The 15,031-nt window shown below is 46.2% G+C and carries 13 protein-coding genes; 8 read left to right on the top strand and 5 right to left on the bottom strand.

Features of this window, described 5'->3' with window-relative positions; genetic code table 11:
- Positions 1-211 precede the first annotated feature (211 nt).
- From QUA83_RS10115 to QUA83_RS10125, 3 genes are all read right to left on the bottom strand, one after another.
- On the bottom strand, positions 212-1,417 hold the full coding sequence (locus tag QUA83_RS10115) for a tetratricopeptide repeat protein (protein WP_333292938.1): 1,206 nt from the start codon (positions 1,415-1,417) through the stop codon (positions 212-214).
- A 180-nt stretch (positions 1,418-1,597) separates the two neighbouring features.
- The gene (locus QUA83_RS10120) at positions 1,598-3,208 is read right to left on the bottom strand and encodes a tetratricopeptide repeat protein (RefSeq protein ID WP_333292939.1); all 1,611 of its coding nucleotides are present in this window, start codon (positions 3,206-3,208) and stop codon (positions 1,598-1,600) included.
- Positions 3,209-3,247: 39 nt separating this feature from the next.
- Positions 3,248-4,162 (bottom strand): tetratricopeptide repeat protein, encoded by a 915-nt coding sequence (locus QUA83_RS10125; RefSeq protein WP_333292941.1) that lies wholly within the window; start codon positions 4,160-4,162, stop codon positions 3,248-3,250.
- Between the two features lie 122 nt (positions 4,163-4,284).
- On the opposite strand from QUA83_RS10125, the gene QUA83_RS10130 reads away from it, so the two are divergent.
- The 4 genes from QUA83_RS10130 to psbM all read left to right on the top strand — a co-directional run bounded on the left by QUA83_RS10130 (position 4,285) and on the right by psbM (position 8,398).
- The gene (locus QUA83_RS10130; protein ID WP_333292943.1) at positions 4,285-5,670 is read left to right on the top strand and encodes a TIGR03279 family radical SAM protein; all 1,386 of its coding nucleotides are present in this window, start codon (positions 4,285-4,287) and stop codon (positions 5,668-5,670) included.
- Between the two features lie 142 nt (positions 5,671-5,812).
- A complete protein-coding gene (locus QUA83_RS10135; RefSeq protein WP_333292944.1) occupies positions 5,813-7,660 on the top strand; it encodes a TolC family protein in 1,848 nt (615 codons plus the stop codon).
- A 118-nt stretch (positions 7,661-7,778) separates the two neighbouring features.
- Complete coding sequence (locus tag QUA83_RS10140; protein WP_333038569.1) at positions 7,779-8,075, top strand: 2Fe-2S iron-sulfur cluster-binding protein; 297 nt, start codon at positions 7,779-7,781, stop codon at positions 8,073-8,075.
- A gap of 209 nt (positions 8,076-8,284) precedes the next feature.
- Positions 8,285-8,398 (top strand): photosystem II reaction center protein PsbM, encoded by a 114-nt coding sequence (gene psbM / locus QUA83_RS10145; protein WP_015177760.1) that lies wholly within the window; start codon positions 8,285-8,287, stop codon positions 8,396-8,398.
- Between the two features lie 254 nt (positions 8,399-8,652).
- On the opposite strand, the gene QUA83_RS10150 is transcribed toward psbM, so the two are convergent.
- On the bottom strand, positions 8,653-9,504 hold the full coding sequence (locus QUA83_RS10150; RefSeq protein ID WP_333292946.1) for a universal stress protein: 852 nt from the start codon (positions 9,502-9,504) through the stop codon (positions 8,653-8,655).
- Positions 9,505-9,645: 141 nt separating this feature from the next.
- Between QUA83_RS10150 and QUA83_RS10155 the strand changes: the two genes are divergently transcribed.
- From QUA83_RS10155 to QUA83_RS10170, 4 genes are all read left to right on the top strand, one after another.
- Complete coding sequence (locus QUA83_RS10155) at positions 9,646-10,146, top strand: thioesterase family protein (RefSeq protein ID WP_333265808.1); 501 nt, start codon at positions 9,646-9,648, stop codon at positions 10,144-10,146.
- Between the two features lie 142 nt (positions 10,147-10,288).
- Positions 10,289-11,350 (top strand): DMT family transporter, encoded by a 1,062-nt coding sequence (locus tag QUA83_RS10160; RefSeq protein ID WP_333292947.1) that lies wholly within the window; start codon positions 10,289-10,291, stop codon positions 11,348-11,350.
- Positions 11,351-11,372: 22 nt separating this feature from the next.
- A complete protein-coding gene (locus QUA83_RS10165; protein WP_333292949.1) occupies positions 11,373-12,548 on the top strand; it encodes an ATP-grasp domain-containing protein in 1,176 nt (391 codons plus the stop codon).
- Between the two features lie 479 nt (positions 12,549-13,027).
- Positions 13,028-13,966: a hypothetical protein gene (locus QUA83_RS10170; RefSeq protein ID WP_333292951.1), complete on the top strand. Its 939-nt coding sequence runs from the start codon at positions 13,028-13,030 to the stop codon at positions 13,964-13,966.
- 54 nt (positions 13,967-14,020) lie between these two features.
- On the opposite strand, the gene QUA83_RS10175 is transcribed toward QUA83_RS10170, so the two are convergent.
- Complete coding sequence (locus QUA83_RS10175; RefSeq protein WP_333292953.1) at positions 14,021-14,977, bottom strand: DUF6282 family protein; 957 nt, start codon at positions 14,975-14,977, stop codon at positions 14,021-14,023.
- Positions 14,978-15,031 lie beyond the last annotated feature (54 nt).

Raw genomic sequence — 15,031 nt, forward strand, 5'->3', positions numbered from 1 at the left:
TTATTTGATTTTATCTCAGGAATCTTCTTTGATTTACATAAGTCATTTACCCGCCCTAGAGTAAGTAATCCAAATCCGAAAAACAATTAATTTATCTGAGCACGATCAACTTGAATTATAACTCATACTTCTTAAAAAAGAGGTTTGGGTTGTAATTCTTCTATTTTTTAGCGCTTAGTAGTGCGCTCAACCTTTCGGGATTTTTGACAGTTTATTGAAGTTTTCTCAAATTGTTAATGGCTTTTTGATAGTTATCTCGATCACCTTGCTGCTGAAATAAGTCTGCTGCTTTCTGAAAGTCTTGCATCGCCCCGGGCTTGTCTCCCCCTTCAGCGCGGGCAAGTCCCCGGCTCAAGTAGGCGCCGGCTAAGTTAGGATCGATTCGCAAAGCTGCGTTGTAATCGGCTACAGCACTTTGCGTGTCTCCTAAACGAAAGCGTGTAACGCCCCGGTTTAAGTAGGCATTGGCAAAGTTAGGATTAATTTGCAAAGCTCGATCGTAATCGGCAAGTGCACCCTGACTATCTCCTAAATCATCGCGAGCATTCCCCCGGTTCGTGTATGCTTCAGCAGAGTTAGGATTGATTCGCACAGCTTCGTTAAAATCGGCTACAGCACCCTGATTGTCTCCTGAAACATAACGGATAATCCCCCGGTGGTAGTAAGCAAGAGCATCGTTAGGATTAATTCGTAAAACTTCGTTGAAATCGAGGATCGCACCTTGCTTGTCTCCTAACTCAGAGCGGGCAAGTCCCCGGTTGCCGTAGGCTTGGAATAAGTTAGGATTAATTCGTAAAGCTTCGTTAAAATCGGCTACAGCACCCTCGTTGTCTCCTAATTCAGAGCGCACCATTCCCCGGTTGTTGTAGGCAGAGGCATAGTTAGGATTAATTCGCAAAGCTTCGGTGTAATCGGCTACAGCACCCTTGTTGTCTCCCAAACGATAGCGGGTAACTCCCCGGTTGTAGTAGGCTGAGGTATCGTTGGGATTAATTCGTAAAGCTGCGTTGTAATCGGCTACAGCACCCTGACTGTCTCCTGAGTCATCGCGGGCATTCCCCCGGCTGGTGTAGGCTTCTACATAGTTAGGATTAATTCGCAAAGCTTCGTTAAAATCGGCTACAGCACCCTTATTGTCTCCTAAACTATAGCGGGCATTTCCCCGGCCGTTATAGGCTTCTGCATAATTAGGATTAAGCGCAATTGCTTGAGTGTAAGCTGCTATAGCGCCTTGATAATCTCCTTTTTCATATTTTTCCTCACCCTGAATAAATAAATCCTCAGCTTTGGACGCAGCCGCCACAGACGCACTCGGAACCTCAGCAGAGATAGCCAAAACAGGGGTTGGTTGTACGATGATCGCACTTATTGTAACTGCACCAATCAACGCGATCGTCCGTTTGTTAAAAATTTTCATTGATTTTACCTGCGAATAAAATATCTTTGAAATTAAACATACTCGCCTTTCTACACTAATTGCAAGCGATCGACTGGGAGGAACTTCAAAGCTATGTTCCTCGTACAAACTTCGCTCAGATGGAAGAACAGAGGATTTGTCAGGTATTAATTAGGCTATAGCGATTAGTAAGGCGGCAAATTATTGCAGTTTCCTCAGAAGGTTAATAACTCTTTCATAGCTATCTTTATCTCCTTGCTGCTGAAATAAATCTGCTGCTTTCTGAAAGTCTTGAATCGCCCCAGGCTTGTCTCCTGAATCGCGGCGGGCCACTCCCCGGTTGTGGTAGACTAGAGCATCATTAGGATTAATTCGCAAAGCTGCGGTGTAATCGCCGATCGCACTCTGAAATTCTCCTAACCTAACCCGCGCTACGCCCCGATTGTGGTAGGCTAAACCATCGCTAGGATTAATTCGTAAAGCTTCGCTGTAATCGGTTATAGCACGCTGGTAATCTCCCAAATCATAGTAGGCAACTCCCCGGTTGACGTAGGCTGCGCCATAGTTAGGATTAATTCGCAAAGCTTCGGTGAAATCGGCGAGTGCACCCTGTTTGTCTCCCAATTCAGAGCGGAGATTTCCCCGGCTTTTGTAGGCGTCGCCATAGTTAGGATTAATTCGCAAAGTTTCGTTGAAATCGGCGAGTGCACCCTGTTTGTCTCCTAAACTGCGGCGGGTAAGTCCCCGGTTGTAGTAGGCTTGGAACAAGTTAGGATTAATTCGCAAAGCTTCGTTTAAATCGGCGAGCGCATCCTGGTTGCTTCCTAAACTGCGGCGGGTAAGTCCCCGATTGTTGTAGGCTTGGGCATTGTTAGGATTAATTCGCAAAGCTTGGTTGTAATCAGCTACAGCACCCTGCTTGTCTCCTAAATCATTGCGGACAATTCCCCGGTTGTAGTAGGCTTGGTCATGGTTAGGATTAATTCGCAAAGCTTCGGTGAAATCAGCGAGTGCACCCTGATTGTCTCCTAAATCATTACGGGTATTTCCCCGATTATAGTAGGTAGACGCATCGTTAGGATCGATTCGCAAAGCTTCGCTGAAATCGGCGATCGCACCCTTTTTGTCTCCTAATTCAGAGCGGATATTTCCACGACGAACGTAGGCAAAGATCAAGTTAGGATTAATTCGCAAAGCTTCATTAAAATCTGTTACAGCACCCTGCTTGTCTCCTAAATTAAAGCGGACATTTCCACGGTTGTAGTAGGCAAAGGCATCGTTGGGATTAATTCGCAAAGCTTCGGTGTAATCGACTATAGCACCTTGGTTGTCTCCTAAGTTTTTGCGGGCAACTCCTCGGTTGTTGTAGGCATTGGCATAATTAGGATTAATTCGTAAAGCTGTGTTGTAATCGGCGATCGCACCCTGGCTGTCTCCGAAGTCATTGCGATAAATTCCCCGGTTGTTGTAGGCAAAGGCTAAGTTAGGATTAATTCGTAAAGCTTCGGTGTAATCTGCGATCGCACCCTGATTGTCTCCTAAATAATAGCGAGAAAGACCCCGACTGTTGTAGGCTTCGGCATAATTAGGATTGAGGGCAAGTGCTTGAGTATAAGCGGCTACAGCACCTTGATAATCTCCTTTTTTATACTTTTCCTCACCCTGAATAAAGAAATCCTCAGCTTTCGTCTGTGTCAGCACAAACGAACTCTGAACATGAGCCGATATACCCAAAACTGGGGTTGGTTGTGCGATCGCACTTATTGCAACTGCACCAATCAACGCAATCGAAATTTTGTTAGATAATTTCATGGATTTGACCTGTCAATAAAAAAGGAGATTTGTTGCAGTTTATTGAAGTTTTTTCAGATGGTCAATGGATTTTTGATAGCTATCTTTATCTCCTTGCTTCTGATATAAGTCTGCTGCTTTCTGAAAGTCTTGAATTGCACCCTGCTTGTCTCCTAAGCCACGGCGGGCAAGTCCCCGATTGTAGTAGGCATTAACATGGTTAGGATCAATTCGTAAAGCTTGGTTGTAATCGGCTACAGCACCCTGCTTGTCTCCTAACTTAAAGCGGGCAAGTCCCCGGTTGTTGTATGCCAAGACATAGTTAGGATTAATTCGTAAAGCTTGGTTATAATCGGCTACAGCACCCTGATTGTCTCCTAATTCAGAGCGGGAAATTCCTCGGTTGTAGTACGCTTTGGCATAGTTAGGATTAATTCGTAAAGCTTGGTTGTAATCGGCTACAGCACCCTTGTTGTCTCCTAATTTAGAGCGGGAATTTCCTCGGTTGTGGTAGGCTTGGGCATAGTTAGAATTAAGCCCAATTGCTTGAGTGTAAGCGGCTATAGCACCCTGATAATCTCCTTTTTGATACTTATCCTCACCCCGAATAAAGAAATCCTCAGCTTTCGTCGCTGCCGCCAAATCTGACTTGGCAATCTTAGCAACGCTGTACTTTTGACTGTTGGTAAACTCTACAACTGTTAACTCAACTTTTGGCAGTTTTTTCAAGGTAGCGTCAGCATCACTCCCCTGCTTTAGAGTGAATGGCAAAGTCCTATTCGTACAAGTATCATCTTGATTAACAGCAGCGCACACCACGGGTTCTGCATTCATAATCCCAGTGCTAATATATTTGAGAGTACCACTGTTAAAAAAGTTCTCATTTCCCGCACTGCTGGGTTGACAAAAAATTACACTTGTGGTAGCCAAAACAACTAACCCTGTCACGCATCCAGTCAAAATTTTGAATTTCATAAATATATCCACATTTTTGATATATCCTGTCACAGCTAAGCTAAATTCACAAGCCAAAACTAACCCTGATTCTAAAGGCGATCGCCTTTAGCAAACTTCAAGCAATAACCGATAATATAACCATGAGCGAATCCTCAATCAAACCAGCCCTAATCACCAAAGTTATCCCCGACAGCATCTGCGCCGAAATGGGATTTGAACCCGGAGACTCAATCGTCGCCGTAAACGGTCAAAAACCCCGCGATTTAATTGACTATCAATTCCTGTGCGCCGATGAATTTCTCGAACTAGAAGTATTAGACAGTAAAGGCAAAACTCACAAGTTGGAAATAGAAAAAGATTATGACGAAGACTTGGGAGTTGAATTTGAAACTGCTCTTTTTGACGGATTAATTCAGTGCAACAATCGCTGCCCTTTTTGCTTCATTGACCAACAACCACCGGGAAAGCGGGAAACTCTCTATCTCAAAGATGATGACTACCGACTTAGTTTTCTTTATGGTAGCTATCTCACTCTCACAAATTTGACTCAAAAAGAGTGGGACAGAATCGAACAAATGCGGCTTTCTCCTCTCTATGTTTCTGTACACGCTACGGAACCGGAAGTGCGAATTAGGTTGCTAAAAAATCTCCGTGCTGGCAAGATTTTAGAACAAATCAAATGGTTTCAAGAACGCCGCTTGCAAATTCACGCTCAAGTAGTGGTTTGTCCGGGGATTAATGATGGCGAACATTTAGAACGCACTTTGTTAGATTTGGCAAAGTTTCATACGGTCAATATTCCCACTGTAGCATCGGTGGCTGTAGTGCCAGTGGGTTTAACTCGCTTTCGCCCTGCCGAAGATGAACTAATCGCAGTAACTGCCCAAAAAGCGCGAGAAGTAATCGAGCAAGTGCAGAAAATTCAAGTGCTTTTGAGTACAGGAAAAGGTGGCGGAAAGCAGAAAAAGCAGAATTCAAAATCGCGCTGTATTTGGCTGGCTGACGAGTGGTTTTTAATCGCGGGTTTAGATTTGCCGTCGGCTGCTGATTACGAAGATTATCCCCAAATTGGTAACGGTGTGGGTTCGATTCGCCAGTTTATCCAGCAGTTTGAAACGGCTTTTGAGAAGCTGCAACCGATGCCAGTCGAGCCAGAGCGAAAGTTGGTTTGGGTGGTGGGGAATGCTGTCGAAAAAGCTTTTGAGCCGATCGTACAACAACTAAACCAAATTCCCGGCTTGTCCGTCAACATGGCAGCTCTGTGCAGCAACTACTGGGGACAAACGATCACTGTCACGGGTTTGCTCACCGGGCAAGATTTGCTCGAAGCTTTGCAGGGGCGAGACTTGGGAGATGGCATCCTGCTGCCGTCGGTGATGCTAAAACAGGGGGAACCGCGTTTTCTCGACGACATGACCCTCGAACAGCTCGCCAGCTCGCTAAAAACCCGGATTTTGCCGGTGAGCGGAGTAGAGGAACTAATCTCGGCGGCGATCGGTCTGGCAAATGCTGAAGTTAAATTCTAAATTTTGAATGGAACATTCAAAAGTTAAGATGAGTAGGGTAATTGTGACTTGTAACCGTCGAGTTCAGGCTACAGACTAGAAAATTGAGACCTCAATCTTGCTCTAAAATTGTCTCTTAGGATTGCAGAGTAATTAAAAAATTATGCGTGTTTTTCGTCAAATCATCGTAGTCGGAGTGGGCGCTGCAATTACTTTGGGCAACGCCGCACAGAGTGCTTCAGCACAGTCTCCGACTCAATCTCAGGACAGTTTGGCCCTTAACAATCAGCTCGAATTAGGGCAGAAGGTTCGATCGACCTCGAACAAAGCGGCAGAATCAGCATCACAGCCCGAACAGTCGATCGCCCTTAACCCCCCAACCGGGCCCGACGAGCAAGCATCAAAGCCTCAACAGGCTGCTCCGGCTTCCCCATCAACTCTGTCTCAGGCCGGTGCAACGCCTCTAAGAGGGTTGGAACCGACACAGACTCAGCAGCCTTCCCCGAACCCTCCCAACAATGTTCCTGTGCCGAGTTCCCCGGTACCTATTCTCCGGGGCACTCCGAACGAAAGTTTCCCCCCTGTCCCTCCGAGGGGTATTTTAGACACCAAGCCTCCGGCTTCCCTGGAACCCAACCCGAATCCCCTGCAGTTTCCGACAAACCCGGAGGATGTCAGGATCGAGCAAACTGAGTCAATTACCTTGCAGCAGGCGATAGACCTCGCCCGCCGCAACAGCCAAGTTTTGCAAATCGCCGGACAGCAAGTGGAACAAAGCAGAGCCGCTTTGCGCGAACAGCAAGCTGCTCTTTATCCAGACCTGAATTTTCAAATGGACGCCAGCCGGTCTGTGACTGCCGGCGGAGAACTCGGAATCCGGGCTGGGCAGCGCCGCCTCAACGCTGTGGCTAACCGAACCGGGCAGCCCGCCGAGCAAGCCGGCACAAATTTCGGCAGCAACAGTCTCAACAGCACTTTGCAGTTGAGCTATGACATCGATTTGTTCGGAAGGCGGCGGGCTAACATCCGCGCTGCAGAGGAACAGTTGCGCCTTCGGGAATTGGATGTGGAACGCCAAGCCGAGGAACTCCGCTTCGACACTGCTGAGGCTTACTACACCTTGCAAAACGCGGACGGACAAGTTGCCATCCGCCAAGCTTCGGTCAGAAATGCCGAGCAAAGTTTGCGGGATGCCGAAGCTTTGGAACGGGCAGGGGTGGGAACCCGGTTTGCTGTGTTGCAGGCTCAGGCAAATTTGGCTAACGAACAGCAACAACTGTCAGTTGCTCGTCGTGATCAGCGAGTTGCCCAGCGCCGTCTGGCTGAGATTTTGAATGTCAGCCAGTCGGCGAACTTGACAGCGGCAGATCCGGTAGAGCAAGCGGGATCTTGGAGGCTGTCTTTGGAAGAGAGTATTGTGCAGGCTTTTAAGAATCGCCCCGAGTTGGAACAGCAGTTGGTGCAGAGGGATATCAGCAAGCAGCAGAGGCGATCGATTCAGGCGGGGCGTTTGCCTCAACTGAGTGTTGGGGGTAGTTACAACGTGCTGGGACTAGACCCTGATAACCCCGATCCGTATACTTCTCGCGGCTGGGCCGATGGTTATTCGATCCGGGCGAATCTGACTTGGAGTATCTTCGATGGGGGCGCGGCGAACGCGAGGGTGAGACAGCGGGATGCTGATATTGCGATCGCCGAAAGTCGATTCGACCAACTCCGCAATCAGGTGCGCCGCGAAGTGGAACAAGCTTATTTTGGCTTAGAGTCGAATTTTGAGAATATCGAAACTTCTGAGGCGGGGGTTTTGCAGTCGAGGGAAGCTTTGCGTTTGGCGAGACTGCGGTTTCAAGCTGGTGTGGGTACTCAGACGGATGTGATACAGGCGGAAACTGATTTGACTAGGGCTGAGAGAAACCGATTGTCGGCAATTATCAACTACAACCTGGGGCTTTCGTCTCTCCAGCGGGCTGTGAGCAATCTTCCGACTAATAACCTCTCGGATGCTCCTTGAGATTGGGTTGGGGCGAGCTTTAATTACCAGATCAATTGGACATCCTGTATTAAACGTCCGACACATTAGTTAATATTTTGTAATAGAGTTCGATGTCAACTGCGTTAAGGAATCGGCAATGGCCAATATCAAGTTTGTGAAGGAAAATCAGGAAGTCATCGCAGCAGACGGAGCCAATTTGAGGCTCAAAGCTCTAGAAAACCGCATCGATTTGTACACATTTTCGGGAAAGATGATGAATTGCGGGGGCTACGGTCAATGCGGCACCTGCATTGTGGAAATTGTCGAGGGCAGTGAAAATCTGTCGCCCCGCACTGACTTTGAGAACCGCAAGCTCAAGAAAAAGCCCGAAAACTATCGCTTGGCTTGTCAAGCTATGGTCAATGGCCAGGTGAGCGTCAAGACTAAACCCTAACTGCCAGTGGGCATGGGGCATGGGGCATGGGGCATGGGGCATTGGGCATTGGGCAAAAGGAAATAAAAATTCTTGGATTCTGAATTTGGATTTTTTACCTATTCCACTGTCTAGTCCTGGCTTCTGCTGTATTCAAGTTTGCGTTCTACCTTTGAGTGATATCCTAGTTGTGTGTGTTTTTCTATTTTCCGATAGAGGCGAGCGTCTTCATGGAAGTTAACGATTTAGGGTTTGTGGCAACCATTCTGTTTGTATTGGTTCCCAGTGTTTTTCTAATCATTCTGTACATTCAAACAGCTAGCCGTCAAGGTAGAAAAGATTAGCAACTGCTGCTATTTCTGTCTGGTTTTGCGGCTTGAAAAAAAAAGCGCCAACAGCTTTTTGCTGAGGCGCTTTTTTTATTAACTGTTGAGTGTTAGCTGCTAAGATCAAATCCGTTAGCATCGGAATAGTAAATTCGACTTCACAGTCAACAGTCAACAGTCAACAGTCAACCGTCAACAGTCAACCCTCAACCGTCAACAGTCAACATCATTCCGGTGTTACCGGAAATGATATAACTCTTAACGATGAGATTCTAGCCGACTGTGCGGGCTAGCAAGACGGGACAGTTGGCATAAACTCGCACGTAGTCTGATAGCGAATTTCCTAGGAGTCGATCGATATCCACAAAGTTTTTGGCAACGCTGGGTCGCCGATCCGGGGAACCGATTACCAACAAGTCGGCATTCAACTCGTCTGCAATCCGACAAATTTCTTCCCCTGGCTTGCCTGTAGCACTCACGCAGCGGTAGCTAACTCCCATTTGTTTGGTTAGTGCTACTGCTGGGGCCAATACAGCGTCTTTTTCAGCACTTGTTGTTAAATCTGTGCTGGATTTTCCCGTCAAATCTTTGGTGACGTGTACTAAAATTATCTCTCCGCCACTGACTTCTTTGACCAAAGATAGCGCTAGCTCTAATGACTGTTTGGCAGCTTCTGATTTGTCTACCGCCACCATGACGCGCTTGATTTTTTTGACGTAGATGTCGTCTTTTACTAACAACATCGGTCTGGATGTTAGCTGGAAAACGTACTGGCTGACTGAGTTTTCCAAAATCGATTGCAGCCGTCCGAGTCCGCGGGAACCCATAATTACTAAGTCGGATTGTTCTTCTTCTGCGACTTGGCAAACTGTGGTTTTCGGGTCTCCCTGTTTGAGCCGGGGGTTGACTTTGCTGGGATCTATTTTCAAAGACTGGACTGCTTGTGCTAAAATCTTTCCTCCTTCTTCCAACTTCTCGGCCATGCCATCGGAGGTTACTTGCGGCGGCACGACGTGCAAGACGGTGACAGAGGTTTGTTGCAAGGAAGGGATGTCCATCAACATATTAAACATCTCTTCGCACAAGCCGCGACCGGCTACGGCTACTAAAATTTTTTCTATCATGGTTTTGGCGGTAAAAACAGTTGAGTTTTCTTGTGCGACGTTAAACTAGGGCGTTGGTACTCTAGTTTCTTACAGTCAAGCATAAGCCTGAAGTTTGTCTTATGATTTGTAGAAATGTAGCGTTTTGGAACGATTTGTAAAGTGTTAGAGAACGATCGAACTCAACCAGAACTCGCACCGGCTGGTGCTATTCAAAATCGTCGCGGGATGGACTCTGAGGGCTGGTTTGAATATTTGGTGCGAGTGTACCCTCATCATACTGACTACAGCGGTGTGGTGTGGCACGGGACTTATCTGGCTTGGATGGAGGAGGCTAGGGTGGAAAGTTTGCGCTCTCTCGGCATCGAGTATGCAGATTGGGTGGCGCAGGGTTTGGAATTGCCTGTGGTGGAACTTTCGCTGCGCTACCACCGGGCTGTACAAATGGGTCAATCTGTGGCAGTCAGAACGCGGATGGCTGCTAGCGAGGGTGTGCGGCTGCTTTGGGATTACGAAATTCGATCGGCTGAGACTCAGGAGTTATATGTGACAGCACAGGTAACTTTGGTGGGTGTCGATCGCGACAAGAACAAGATTATCCGGCAATTGCCGCCGGCGCTAAAGGAGGCTTTGACAAGGCTTTCTGTTAAACCTTCAACCTAAGCTACTGTTAACTATAAACAATAGTTTTTCCAGCCCTAGTAAGTAGAGTGCGTGACTTTTGAGTTATTACATTCGCCACCAAAATATTCTTTGGTCACGCACCCTACACAACTGCCTTCTGCCTTCATTGGAACTTTTAATAATGTCAAAAAAACTGGAATTGCCAGAGCCAAATATTGAACTTCAGCGCAATATTTGGGAAAAAACCGAGTTAAACTCTGCCTTAATAACAGAAGACAAAACTCTGGTTTCGGGAAAGTCAGACAGTTTAAAAAACGGTGAATTAGCTGACAGTCAAGGCAAAATTTGGGCGATCGTTTCGCTGTCGGCGGCGCTGCTAGCGGTGTCGCTGGCGGCGATTTTTATTAGGTTTAGCGAACGGGAAATCAGCCCGAATGCTACTGTTTTTAACCGTTTGTGGATAGCAACTGTGGTATTTGGAGTGTGGAATGGTGCTGATGCTGCGCGCCGCCGAATGTCTGGGGCCAAAGTTGAAGAGCGATCGAGCTACACTTTGCAGGATGTGATGTTGTTAACAGCCGTAGGTGTGGTTTCTTCTGCTTCTTTGGGTTTCTGGGCCTGGTCACTGACTCAGACTAATGTCGCTAATTCTACTGTACTGCGAAACTTAACTCCTTTATTTACTACTTTGGGGGGATGGCTGCTGTTGGGGCGGCGCTTTGACAACAGGTTTTTGGTGGGACTGGCGGTGGCTTTGTCTGGCGCAATTGCGATCGGAATGGACGATTTGCAAACGGCGGGAGACAATCTAGTCGGCGACATTGCTGCTCTTTTATCGGCGATGTTTTATGCAGGAAATCTGCTACTTTCAGAACATTTGCGGACGAAGTTTCCGGCGACAACTATATTGATGTGGCGCTGTTTTATTGGCAGTATTTTGGTTTTGCCACTGGTTCTGCTAGCGGGCGAGCGAGTTTTCCCTTATTCTTGGCAGGGATGGTTGGCTGTAATTGGTTTGGCGGTGATTTGTCAAGCTTTCGGCCAGGGACTGCTCATCCACAGTCTCGGTCGTTTGTCGTCGGGATTTGTCGCTCTTTTCCTGCTGCTAGAACCCGTGATTACTGCGATTATTGCCGGGGTGCTGTTTGCGGAAAGTTTGAGTTTGTTTAATTGGTTTGCATTCTCCGTAGTTTTGGCGGGAATATATTTGGCCAAATCTAGCAGTTCGGCAGATAAAAAATAAAACACACAGGAAAAAAAATTAAATGGTTGCAACATCAATTAGCCTGAATCGCTGGCATTATGACTTTAGTTTGCTGCCTCAATATTTGGAGGTGCTGTTTGCTAAATTGCGGATTGCGGTGGTGTTCGGCGGCGACTGCGATCGCCCCGGCTCAGTGATTTACAAAACTCACAATCCCCGCGCTTGGAAGAGTTACGAAGTCGTCGCCCGCGAGATTGCTACAGCATTAGCACAAATTGGCTTTCAGCAAGTTTTTGTCATACCTGACGACATGAACTTACCGGAACAACTAAAACAAAAAAATATCCATTTAGTGTGGCTGAATACTGGCGGAGTCCAGGGCTACAATCCTGTTTGTCACACTCCCGCATTGTTGGAAATGTTGGGGATGCCTTATGTCGGTCACAATCCTTTAAATAGTTCAACTTTAGATAACAAGCACGCTTTTAAACGGGAACTGCACTCAGTCGGAATTAAAACCGCTCCTTTTATGACTTGGCATCCTTCTCAAGGGATTTTGCAGCCTAATTTGCATCAGCGTTTTGCCATTGCTTTTGGTGACTATCAAGGGCCTTTTGTTGTTAAACCAGTATCCGGTCGCGCTTCGCTGCACGTTCATTTTGTAGACAAAATTGAGGGTTTGTCTGAGGCGGTTTCGGAAGTTCACCGAGAAACTCATAATACTGCTTTAATTGAAAAATATTTGCCAGGACGAGAATTTTGTGTAGCGGTTTGTGGCTATGTTAAATATGCTAAAGGCGGTTTTTCTAAAAATACAAAACCTTTTGCTTTTTCGACGGTGGAGCGCGTGCTTGAGCCTGACGAACTTATCTTTACTTCTATGGATAAAAAAGCGATTACGGCCGATCGAGGACGGTTGATGGGCGGTGAGGAACCTGAACTCAAACAAGAGTTAATTGAGTTAGCTCGAAAAATTTATTGGGAGTTTAGTTTGAACAGCTTGGTGCGGATCGATGTCAGAAGTGATGCTGATGGCTCGCTTTATGTTTTGGAAGCAAATCCCAAACCGGATTTAAAACATCCAGGGGAAAATGTGACGAGTTTGGTAGCTTTAGGTTTGGCGGAATACGGGATGAGTTATAACGATTTAATTTTTAGTTTATTGGCGGATAGGTTGGATTATTTGTTGACTCAGCATATCGAAATTATTCCTCATATTGTGGATTTGCTTGATTAATCGGACTTGCAGGGTGCGCTGCACCTTACCTGTAAACAAAAGGGATTTGTAAAGAAATATAAATTGTTGAGCAAAGTGAACACAGGCTGGCAAGTTGTGATAGCTTTGAGTAATATCAATTGCGGTTGCACTCCTCATGACAGTTGACAGTTGACAGTTGACAGTTGACAGTTGACAGTTGACCGAAAGCATCCAGGATACAAGCCCCCGGATTCATTCCTTCGCAGACTCAGGACCCAGAAATAAAAAACCTGTATTCGATGAAACTTGCCCCCCGAATGTATGCGTGGAGTCAATGCTTCAATCTAAAATCTAAAATCGATTGACTCGGAGTCGCAAAACTGAATGGTTGAGTGTTAACTGTTGACTCGATTTTATGATTCCGATGCAACCGGAAACGATATAAGATAGCGATTTGTAGAGACCCATTTTTGGGTCAGCATCAAAATCCCTCAATTTATATTAATTAGATAAAACACATGGAAGCATTACTTTTATTAATAGGATTTGGAGGCGGGGCATTAGTCTGCTGGCTAATTTTGAATAAGCGCAATTCACGCAATTTGGTGCGGATGCAGGGTTCGCAGGAGGCTATATCGAATTTGGCTGCTCAGTTGGATTCCCGATCTTCGGAATTGCGGCAAAAGGTGCAGAATGAAAATCAGCTAAATTCTGAATTGTCTCAGTTACAAAGTCGGTTGGAAACTGTGACTCGCGAGCAAGAAGTGTTAAAAAATCAAGTGTCGGAAATGGAAGAATTTTTGGCAGGAATTGCCCAGGATCGATCGCAAATTGATGCTCTGATTGCTGATTTGCAGTTTCAGCTAGAAAATGCTCAACAAGCTGAGTCTCAGTTAGCAGAAGTGGCAGAACTTCAAGAGCAGTTAGAAGTTGCGGAGCAGGAGCGATCGCAACTTAACGCTCAATTACTGGAAATGGAAGCAGAGTTAGAGACGGTGGATGCAGAACGTTCTCAATTTCACGCTCTGCTGTCGGAATTTGAGAGTCAGTTGGAAACGGCTAGCCAAAGCAGATTGCAGGTACAGTACCAGTTGTCGGAAATTCAAATTAAGTTTGATCGCTCCATTGAAGAGCGGCAGCAACTTCAGTCTCAACTTGCGGGTTTGCAAGCTCAACTGCAATTAGTCGAAGCTGAGCGATCGCAACTGCAATCCCAGTTAGAAACAGCTAACAGAGAGCGATCGTACCTTTACTCTCAAATCTCGGAATTTCAAAGTCAAATCGCTACAGCTAATCAGGCTCAAAATCAACTGCAATCTCAAGTAGGGGAATTAGAAAATCATTTAGAAACCGTCTATCAAGAACGTTTGCAGCTAAATTCGCAGCTATCAGAATTGCAAACCAACTCCCCAGCGGACGAGCCAGAATCTCCAGAACCGGAAGTAGAGCCTACTTGAGTATAAATCAAAGATAGGACAGAATCCCTCAGCAATAGGACATAATATTTACTCCTAAATTCCTAACAATCGAGCGGGATTTTCCTGCATCATTAAATCAATTTCACGCTGAGAAATACCTTCCGCCATCAGTTTTTTCACAAATAATTTGTAACCTTCTGCCGGTAAAGGATCTGGTTTTCTTCCCAAATCTGTACTCATAACAAAATGCTCGGCTCCGATTAGCTTAATCGCTGCTGCCATCTTACTAATAGAAACTTGATGCCAGTTTTTGTGTCCCTGATCAGCGGCATTTTCTCCCATCAAATCGTTCACAAATGCGAGTTCTAGGAAAGCTCCGGCTGCGGCGGCTGTTTGCATATTTTCTAGGGATAAACCGGGTACATCCGCCATTGCGTGGGTAATCAGAATGTTCTTAATGTTGAGCCGATTGGCTTCAGCTACAACTGCCATCACTTCTTCTGAGGAAATATGACCAGTTTCCAATACCAAATTCTCTTGGGCTACCATCTTCAACACCGCTGCAGTTTCCGGTAAAACCTTGCCATTTTCCGCAACTTTAATCCCCCTTCCCGACTTGTGAAAAACCTGCAAGTGATGTTCAGCATCAACCGTTGGCAGCCACACTACTTTACCGTATTTGCCACCGATGCGGTGCATGGCGTCTACAGCATCGGGATTAATTCCGCCTACCGAATGATTAAGAACAACTCCCCCGAAAACTTCGATTTTTGGTACTATTTTATTAACCAGAACTGCCCGCGCTGCTGTACTGGCAAAGTGATTTTTCAATACCACAGCTTTCATCTTCGCCATAGCAGCTAATTTCGCTACTTCAAAATCATCCAACCTGCGAGGAATCACATCAGGAGAAGAATGAATGTGAAAGTCGATCGCACTTTCGATCGTACTCTTTGGCAAATTGACCATCGGCGAATCTTCGACAGCATAAACTGGCAGACAAAACCAATAGCAAACCATCCAAACTAACGTTAAAAAAACAGCTTGCATTCCTCCCCTCTTCCCTTCTCCCCTCTGCGTTCTCTGCGCCCTCTGCGGTTCATC

This window comes from Microcoleus sp. K1-B1 (assembly GCF_036704705.1).
GTDB lineage: Bacteria > Cyanobacteriota > Cyanobacteriia > Cyanobacteriales > Microcoleaceae > Microcoleus.

Excerpts from the sequence above, each read along its gene's own strand:
- QUA83_RS10135 (WP_333292944.1), top strand. The coding sequence starts at position 5,813 with ATGCGTGTTTTTCGTCAAATCATCGTAGTCGGAGTGGGCGCTGCAATT.
- QUA83_RS10160 (WP_333292947.1), top strand. The coding sequence starts at position 10,289 with ATGTCAAAAAAACTGGAATTGCCAGAGCCAAATATTGAACTTCAGCGC.
- QUA83_RS10140 (WP_333038569.1), top strand. The coding sequence starts at position 7,779 with ATGGCCAATATCAAGTTTGTGAAGGAAAATCAGGAAGTCATCGCAGCA.
- QUA83_RS10130 (WP_333292943.1), top strand. The coding sequence starts at position 4,285 with ATGAGCGAATCCTCAATCAAACCAGCCCTAATCACCAAAGTTATCCCC.
- QUA83_RS10170 (WP_333292951.1), top strand. The coding sequence starts at position 13,028 with ATGGAAGCATTACTTTTATTAATAGGATTTGGAGGCGGGGCATTAGTC.
- QUA83_RS10150 (WP_333292946.1), bottom strand. The coding sequence starts at position 9,504 with ATGATAGAAAAAATTTTAGTAGCCGTAGCCGGTCGCGGCTTGTGCGAA.
- QUA83_RS10175 (WP_333292953.1), bottom strand. The coding sequence starts at position 14,977 with ATGCAAGCTGTTTTTTTAACGTTAGTTTGGATGGTTTGCTATTGGTTT.
- QUA83_RS10120 (WP_333292939.1), bottom strand. The coding sequence starts at position 3,208 with ATGAAATTATCTAACAAAATTTCGATTGCGTTGATTGGTGCAGTTGCA.
- QUA83_RS10125 (WP_333292941.1), bottom strand. The coding sequence starts at position 4,162 with ATGAAATTCAAAATTTTGACTGGATGCGTGACAGGGTTAGTTGTTTTG.
- QUA83_RS10165 (WP_333292949.1), top strand. The coding sequence starts at position 11,373 with ATGGTTGCAACATCAATTAGCCTGAATCGCTGGCATTATGACTTTAGT.
- QUA83_RS10115 (WP_333292938.1), bottom strand. The coding sequence starts at position 1,417 with ATGAAAATTTTTAACAAACGGACGATCGCGTTGATTGGTGCAGTTACA.
- psbM (WP_015177760.1), top strand. The coding sequence starts at position 8,285 with ATGGAAGTTAACGATTTAGGGTTTGTGGCAACCATTCTGTTTGTATTG.